The organism is Treponema primitia ZAS-1, from assembly GCF_000297095.1.
Classification (GTDB): domain Bacteria; phylum Spirochaetota; class Spirochaetia; order Treponematales; family Breznakiellaceae; genus Termitinema; species Termitinema primitia_A.
Window position 1 is genome coordinate 24,526 of record NZ_AEEA01000035.1, and the last position, 6,958, is coordinate 31,483.

7 protein-coding genes are annotated in these 6,958 nt (G+C 54.8%); 4 read left to right on the forward strand and 3 right to left on the reverse strand.

Annotated features, from left to right (window positions below):
* Window positions 1-33: 33 nt before the first annotated feature.
* The gene (gene smpB, locus TPRIMZ1_RS0105020) at window positions 34-495 is read right to left on the reverse strand and encodes an SsrA-binding protein SmpB (RefSeq protein WP_010255917.1); all 462 of its coding nucleotides are present in this window, start codon (window positions 493-495) and stop codon (window positions 34-36) included.
* Window positions 495-2,036: an SUMF1/EgtB/PvdO family nonheme iron enzyme gene (locus TPRIMZ1_RS0105025; RefSeq protein WP_010255918.1), complete on the reverse strand. Its 1,542-nt coding sequence runs from the start codon at window positions 2,034-2,036 to the stop codon at window positions 495-497. The genes smpB and TPRIMZ1_RS0105025 overlap by 1 nt, the downstream gene beginning before the upstream one ends.
* A gap of 66 nt (window positions 2,037-2,102) precedes the next feature.
* Here TPRIMZ1_RS0105025 and lepB (TPRIMZ1_RS0105030) point away from each other — a divergent pair, with 66 nt between their 5' ends.
* The 4 genes from lepB (TPRIMZ1_RS0105030) to TPRIMZ1_RS0105045 are packed head-to-tail and all read left to right on the forward strand — an operon-like array spanning window position 2,103 to window position 6,054.
* A complete protein-coding gene (lepB, locus tag TPRIMZ1_RS0105030) occupies window positions 2,103-3,098 on the forward strand; it encodes a signal peptidase I (RefSeq protein ID WP_010255923.1) in 996 nt (331 codons plus the stop codon).
* 18 nt (window positions 3,099-3,116) lie between these two features.
* Window positions 3,117-3,845: a signal peptidase I gene (lepB, locus tag TPRIMZ1_RS0105035; RefSeq protein ID WP_010255925.1), complete on the forward strand. Its 729-nt coding sequence runs from the start codon at window positions 3,117-3,119 to the stop codon at window positions 3,843-3,845.
* Between the two features lie 2 nt (window positions 3,846-3,847).
* A complete protein-coding gene (gene hemW, locus TPRIMZ1_RS0105040; protein WP_010255927.1) occupies window positions 3,848-4,993 on the forward strand; it encodes a radical SAM family heme chaperone HemW in 1,146 nt (381 codons plus the stop codon).
* Window positions 4,994-5,052: 59 nt separating this feature from the next.
* Window positions 5,053-6,054, forward strand: coding sequence for a hypothetical protein (locus TPRIMZ1_RS0105045; RefSeq protein WP_010255930.1), 1,002 nt, complete (start codon window positions 5,053-5,055; stop codon window positions 6,052-6,054).
* Window positions 6,055-6,075: 21 nt separating this feature from the next.
* Here the strand turns inward: TPRIMZ1_RS0105045 and TPRIMZ1_RS0105050 are convergent, their stop codons facing one another.
* Window positions 6,076-6,561: a deoxycytidylate deaminase gene (locus TPRIMZ1_RS0105050; protein ID WP_010255932.1), complete on the reverse strand. Its 486-nt coding sequence runs from the start codon at window positions 6,559-6,561 to the stop codon at window positions 6,076-6,078.
* Window positions 6,562-6,958: the final 397 nt, after the last annotated feature.

The following is a 6,958-nucleotide window of genomic DNA, read 5'->3' on the forward strand; positions in this document are numbered from 1 at the left end:
GTTACAACAATAGTTTCGATAAAAAGATATAATTCAATGTAACTTTTGACGAAAATCCCGGGAAATTTCCCGGGTGATATCCCGTTCCCGTATGTCCGCCCGTTTGTCGTAGCTTTTCTTTCCCTTGCAGAGACCGAGTTCAACCTTAACCCGGCCCTTTTTAAAATAAAAGGACAGGGGGATTAGGGTGTATCCTTTTTCATCCACTTTCCGCGTAATACGTTTGATCTCGTCCCGGTGAAGGAGCAGCTTTTTTTTCCGGTCCGGATCGTGGTTGAAGATTGAAGAAAAGGGGTTTTCGGCGATCCGCAAAGAACGGAGCCACACTTCGCCGCTTATTACCTCCGCCCAGGCATCGGGGAAGGAGATCTTTCCGTCACGGAAGGATTTTACCTCCGTACCAAGCAGCTCTATCCCGCATTCGTAACGGTCATCTACGGAATAATCATGCCGGGCCCGGCGATTTACGGCGATGGTCTTGGTCCCCTCGCTCATCAGCGCCCCGCTTGCAACGAATTTTTCAGCGCTATCACGGGCCTAAAGGAAACAAAGGGGGATGATAAGGCCGGGGCCAGGGATGCCCGGGTTTCAATACCCACCGAGCCGGGGGAATTGATCCAGGAACCGCCGCGCAGGGATCGCTCCGGAGAAGAGACCGCTTCTACCATTGTAGGAGAGGCGGTCAGGTAGTTGAGGGGTACGTAGGGATCGGCGCACCATTCCCAGAACCGGGAACCCCCATCCACCGCAAATAGGGGGGCGGCGTATTCCCACTCCGCTTCCCGGGGAAGCCGTACTTCCCAGCCCGCCAGGGAGGCCGGCAGGGATTGGGTAAGCCATTCGCAGTAGGCTGCCGCGGCAAACCAGGAGATCCCCGGCACACCGGAATTGGAGGAGGGCGGGTTGATCGGTTCGTCGAGGTAGCCCGGGGAAGCAAGACCTTCCCCGATGAGGGTGGCAGAATTGTCCCGTCTCCACCGGGGATTGGCGGAAAGGAAGCGCTCCCATTCTTCGGCGCCCAACTCGGTGGCGGCAATATAAAAGCTTTCCAGCCTTACGCGGTGGGGAAAGGATGCGCCCTGGATAAATTCTCCCGCAAGGATACGCTGGAAATTAAGGTTCCCCAGGCGTATTGTTTCCCCGGTTGGCGGCCCCTGCGTTCCGGCAGCCCCTTCGGAAATGTCTTTTGCCAGTGCCGCGGCGCCGGATACGGTCTGCCGATACCAGGGGGAACCCTCTAAAAGCCGAATACTCTCCGGAGGGGCGGCGGAGACCGGCGATAGGGCTTCTGAGAGCCAAGCGGCGGCGCCGGGTGTATCCGAAAGATAGTTCAGGATGGATGCGGCGGTACCGGTCATGGTCAATGGCGAAGGGGACAAACCTCCGTTATCGATAAAGAATTGGGCGCGGAGAAGATCCCGCAAGGCTGCCTTGGTAACGGCAAACCGGGCCGCTGCTTTAAGAACTTCCCCCGCCTCTTCCCGGATGCTGGGATCAGATGCTGCCGACGGTCCTATGCGATAGGCCGCTTCGGAAAGGTCCTGGGGGATCTGGTATGCCGCGGTTGGCTCTCCGGTAAAGGACCACCGGGTATATTCGACCGCCCCGGAGATAAGGGCCTCCAGGGGCTGCGGCGCCTCAAGGCTTACAAAAACAGCTATACGCCGGGGGAAAAACCAGGAAGCAAAAACACGGCCCGGGATGATCCTTTCCTGCCGGACCGGTGTAAACCCCGGAAGGACCAGCTCTACAAGCCTGGTGCCTTTTGCGGTGAATAGCTCGCAGGGGGTGGTTCCCAGGGTAATTCCGTCCACCCGCACCGCAGCGCCCTGGGGTTCGGAATCAAGGACGAGAAGGCTTCCCGGCCTGGTAATACCGGGGTAAAGGAGGGTAAAGAAAAATATTCCCAGGAGTATCAGGGCATAAAGGCCGGCCAGGTACACTCCGGGCCGAATACCCAGAATAGGCTTTAGATGGACCTGATCTTCCGGCAGGGTCTCTATCTGTAAAGCCGATGCAGGCTTTTTCCCGAACATTAGGGCATTATAGGGCCCCCTTCGTACCTTGTCAACGATGGTGTAAAATGATATTTTTAATTTCATATGATAGAAGGAAGGGACTTTTTTGATACTATCCAGGGACTTACCGAAGGCTATTTAAGCCGCAGGAAGCGGATCAAGCGGATCAAAAAGGAAAAGCAGCGAGCTAAGAATCCTGTATTGGATTGGATTGAGGCCTTTCTCTGGGCTGCCGGGGTGGTACTTCTGATCAATCAGTATTTTTTCCAGGCATACCAGATCCCTTCGGGGTCTATGATCGATACCCTTTTAATTAAAGACCGGATTTTCGTTAATAAGATTATCTATGGGCCGGAACTGCTCCCCGGGATGGCAAAGCTGCCCAGCTTCATTAAGCCTAAACGGAATGATGTGATCATATTTGAAAACCCCTCGTACATTTCCCAGGGGCCGGTCTTTGATATAGCCCAGCGTATTATCTATATGCTTACCCTCTCCCTGGTGGATATAGACCGGGATGAATCCGGGGATCCCAAGGTTCACTTTCTGATTAAGCGGGCGGTTGGTATGGGCGGGGACCGGTTTATCACCGAGCAGGGGGAATTGAAGATCCGTTTTGCCGGGGAGGACCGCTGGGCGGTGGAACGGGAATACATAGCCCAGCGGGGTATGGAGCACAGGCTGAGCCGCCTTATGGAAAGCGCGGCCTATCCCAGTCTCTTAGCCGCCGGAAGGGCCGCCGCCTACATAGACCTGGGTCTGACGCTGCCGGAAGATTTGGCCGCCGCGGCTTCCCGGGCAAATACCCTGCGGTACCCCGACTATCTGGCCCACGAGCGATCCCGGCTGGAACTGCTCCGGGGGGCCCGTCCCCAGGAAAACCGTTACCGGACCCTGTTGGCCCGGCATACCCAGGGCTGGTATGTACCGGAGGGCCGCATCCTCCCCCTGGGGGATAACCGGGACAATTCACGGGACGGCCGTTATTTCGGCCCCGTAAGGGTATCCAAGATTTTAGGTAAGGGGGCTTTGATTTACTGGCCCCTCTTTCCTACATGGCGCGCCGGTTTAATACGGTAATTATGGGGAATAGCTTTTATGTTTAACAAATGGCGAAAATATTCCTATGCCGCCCAGAAGGATCAGCGCCATCAGATATGGTGGGTTCTGCTATGGCTTCTGGCCTTTTTTGTTTTATATGCAGCCCTGACCACTCTTTTCTTTTCCATGCGGGTTTTAGAGAACGAAACTATGCAGCCCGGCCTCCGTGCCGGAGACCGGTTTATCTTTTCATCCAATAAAATTTACAGTTTTTTGGCCGGAAAGGATCTGCTCGGCGGCGAACCTCCCTTCCGCCGGGGAAATGTGGTCCTGGTAGATATGTCTCTGAAGGAAAAATCGGATATTACAAGAAATGTCATAGATATTCTGCTGAGGTTTTTCACCCTTCAGCGGGTGAGTCTCTTTGATACGAGTGAACATTATTATATAAAGCGGGTTATCGGTCTACCGGGGGATGAAATTTCCATGACCAACTTTGTTCTTCGGTTAAAGCCTGCGGGCGAAAAATATGCCCTTACGGAGTTTGAACTATCCGACCGGCCCTATGTTCCCACAATTCCCCAGATTCCCGCCCTGTGGGATGAATCAATCCCCTTCTCCGGAAATATGGATACCCGTATCCTTGGTGAAAATGAATGCTTCGTCCTCTCGGATGATCGCAGTAATACTAACGATTCCCGTACCTGGGGTCCCATCCCGGTGGATATTGTTGTGGGAAAGCTGCTCTTCCGTTACTGGCCTTTTACCAAGCTGGGAAGACCCTAGGAATGGGAAAAGAGGCGGGGGTTTATATCCACGTACCGTTCTGTTCCGGGGTTTGTGATTACTGTGATTTTTATTCCATCCCGGTTAGATCCGATGATACACGTTTGGACCAATTTGTGGATCTGATCCTACAGGATCTGGAGGCGGACCTAATCGCCCTGGGGATTAGCCATGTTCCAACCGTGTATATAGGTGGAGGCACCCCATCGGTACTTGGCGCGGCACGGCTGGACCGGCTGCTGGAGGGGGTAGGGGCGCTGCGGCCCGGGGAATTCACCTTGGAGGCAAACCCCGAATCGGCGGACGGGGAATTACTGCGGGTCTGCCGGGATCGCGGGGTGACGCGGTTGAGCCTGGGTATCCAGAGCTTCCACGAGCCATCCCGCCGGGCGGTCCATAGGGTAGGGGAACTCGCCCTGCTACCGGAGCGTCTCAGTTTAGCCGCCGAAATTTTCGACGGCGCCCTTTCTCTGGACCTCATGACGGGGCTTCCCTTTCAAGGTGAATACATTTTACAAAAGGATATCGAAAAAGCCCTGTCCTACGAGCCGGGACACCTTTCCCTCTATTCGCTGACTCCGGAAGAGGGTACCCCCCTGGCAGCCGCCCTGGAGCAGGGGACCTGTCCCCTACCGGAGGATGACGAAGCGGACCGCCTCTGGATCACCGGCCGAAATACCCTGGAAGCGGCGGGCTATGCCCAATACGAGGTATCCAACTTTTCCCAGCCCGGGAAGGAAGCCCGTCACAACATTCGGTACTGGCGCATGGAAAACTGGCTGGGTCTGGGGCCGGGCGGTTCCGGCACCCTCATTGCCGACGAAACCGGCCTGCGCCGCACGTACAAGGCCGATCTGGACAGCTGGCTCCGCCGGGACGGTTGCGCGCCCTACACCGAAGAAGCCTTGGATCAGCCGACCCTGATACGGGAAAGTATACTCATGGGTTTCCGGTACCTCAAAGGCCCGGACACGGCGCTGTTCGAAAAACGGTTTCACCGCCCCCTGGAAAGCCTTATCCCCCAAACCCTCCGCCGCTGGGAATCCCGGGGGCTCCTCCAAAAAAAGCCCCTGGGCCTAACCAAAGGGGGGCTGCTATTTCTCAATACCTTCCTGACCGAAGCGTTTGCGGAAATAGACCAAAACTAAACACCGGAAAAATTAATAATGAGTTGATTTAATACCACCACTGGGGTACCTTATTAGATATGTCTTCCTCCGAACCCGAAAAAGAAGATTCCGGCGTCCCAATATTAGGTTTAACTGACCATGAGGAAAAATTGGTTCGGGAGCTAATGGCCTATCTGGAGTCCGGGAACTGTGAAGATATTGAAACTGCCCGGGTCCGTATTTCCTGTCTCCGGGAATTGGGAACGGTTATTTCCCGATTCCCATCAATCCGGGAAAGCCAAATGGTCCGGGGGGAGATGCGGGATGAGGAAAAACTCATCGATTCCATTACCAGCTTCTCCCACCCCTCCCATTTACTGCGCAGTCCTACCCGGGTTGTGGCTGTCCGCAGCTACCTGGTTGCAAAGTCCCACGCATTTTCTATGCTGGCCATCCTGGTGCAGGACAAACCGGAATTCTATGTTCCGGTGCGGAGTATCCTTTTCTCCATAATTTGTACCCTGATGATCGAGGAGGTGTACTTTTCCTGTCTTGGGGATGTGTCTTTTCCCGATCATATCCGGTTCCGCCTGGCCGATGACCTGATTACCCTCTGGGATAGCGGTGTGGATCCCCGGGCTATTGAGCACTTACCCGCTCTGGAAGCCCTCTGGGCCGCCCGGGATGCGGCGCCTCCCTGCTTCGGAACCATGGATGGTTCCAGCGAACTGATTCGGGTTTCCACGGAACTGGGGGACGATTGGTGCAAATTTTTAATGCGCAGTATTTCTAACGATGAAACCCTGCAAGCCCTGGAGGAATTCCTCTTCGGCCTTTCCTATGAAGAAATTCTGGAGGTCCGATCCCGGCTTATCCGCTTTGGGATTTCTGCGGTTGATAACGATGAGGTCCGCAGTTACCTGGGGAGCAATCCCGCCTACACGGTTGTCAATAACGATGACCCCCGCTCGTTCTACGATTTTTATGTTGACCGCCGGGACGCCGCACAGTTGCGGAGACGCATGAACGCCCCGGGCCCCAAACGAACCCTGGAAGAAATATACCTTAAGCACCGTATAGTCCTGGAACTGCCCGTATAAAAACTGAAAAGAACTTGCCGCCTACTGTTTTTCGTATTGTTGTACTTCGTTGTATATATATTCCAGTTGTATCTTCGCTTTTTCAAGCATGGATTCAGAATCTTCGGCGTCGTGATACCGCCGCTGGCAGACTACCCGGACTATGCCGCAGTTGATGATAAGCATGGCGCAGGTCCTGCAGGGGGTCATCCGGCAGTAGAGGGTAGCCCCCTCAATGGCAATACCCCGCTTGGCAGCCTGGCAGATAGCGTTCTGTTCCGCATGGACGGTCCGCACACAGTGGGTGGTTTCGCTTCCGTCCTCGTGGAGCATCTTTTTGAACTGGTGTCCCACTTCATCGCAATGGGGCAGTCCCGCGGGAGCCCCTACGTAGCCGGTTACCAGGATCTGGTGATTCTTGGCAATAACGCAGCCTGAACGGCCCCTATCACAGGTCGCCCGCTTTGAAATGGCGTCGCAGACCTCCATAAAGTATTCATCCCAGCTTGGCCTTTGGTATTCCGACATGGCAGCTCCTAAAATCACTATACTAGGAGAAGCCCGTAAGTACAATATAAACCACGGACCCCGGTGAAGCCATGCGCTGACTGGGTTTCCGAAAGCACACAATTGATCGGGGGGGCCTGTCAGGAAGGAAAAGTATGGGACCTCCCAAAGGGTCCCTCCATACTTTTCCTTCCCGACACCCCACTCCGTACTACTTGAAGGTGTGCTTTCGAGCCTCGGGGGGCGCATGGCTTCACCGGCCGATTCGCCAAATGAAGCTTCTAACTAAGCCCCAAACACCGGCAAAGGCTTCTCTCTGAGGCGCAGGCTTCCCCGGCTGTTTCGCCAAATTATGTTTCTAACTATGCTCTAAGCGGTATACATCGTTATGCGAAATAGGCCCCCTATGGACCCCCCA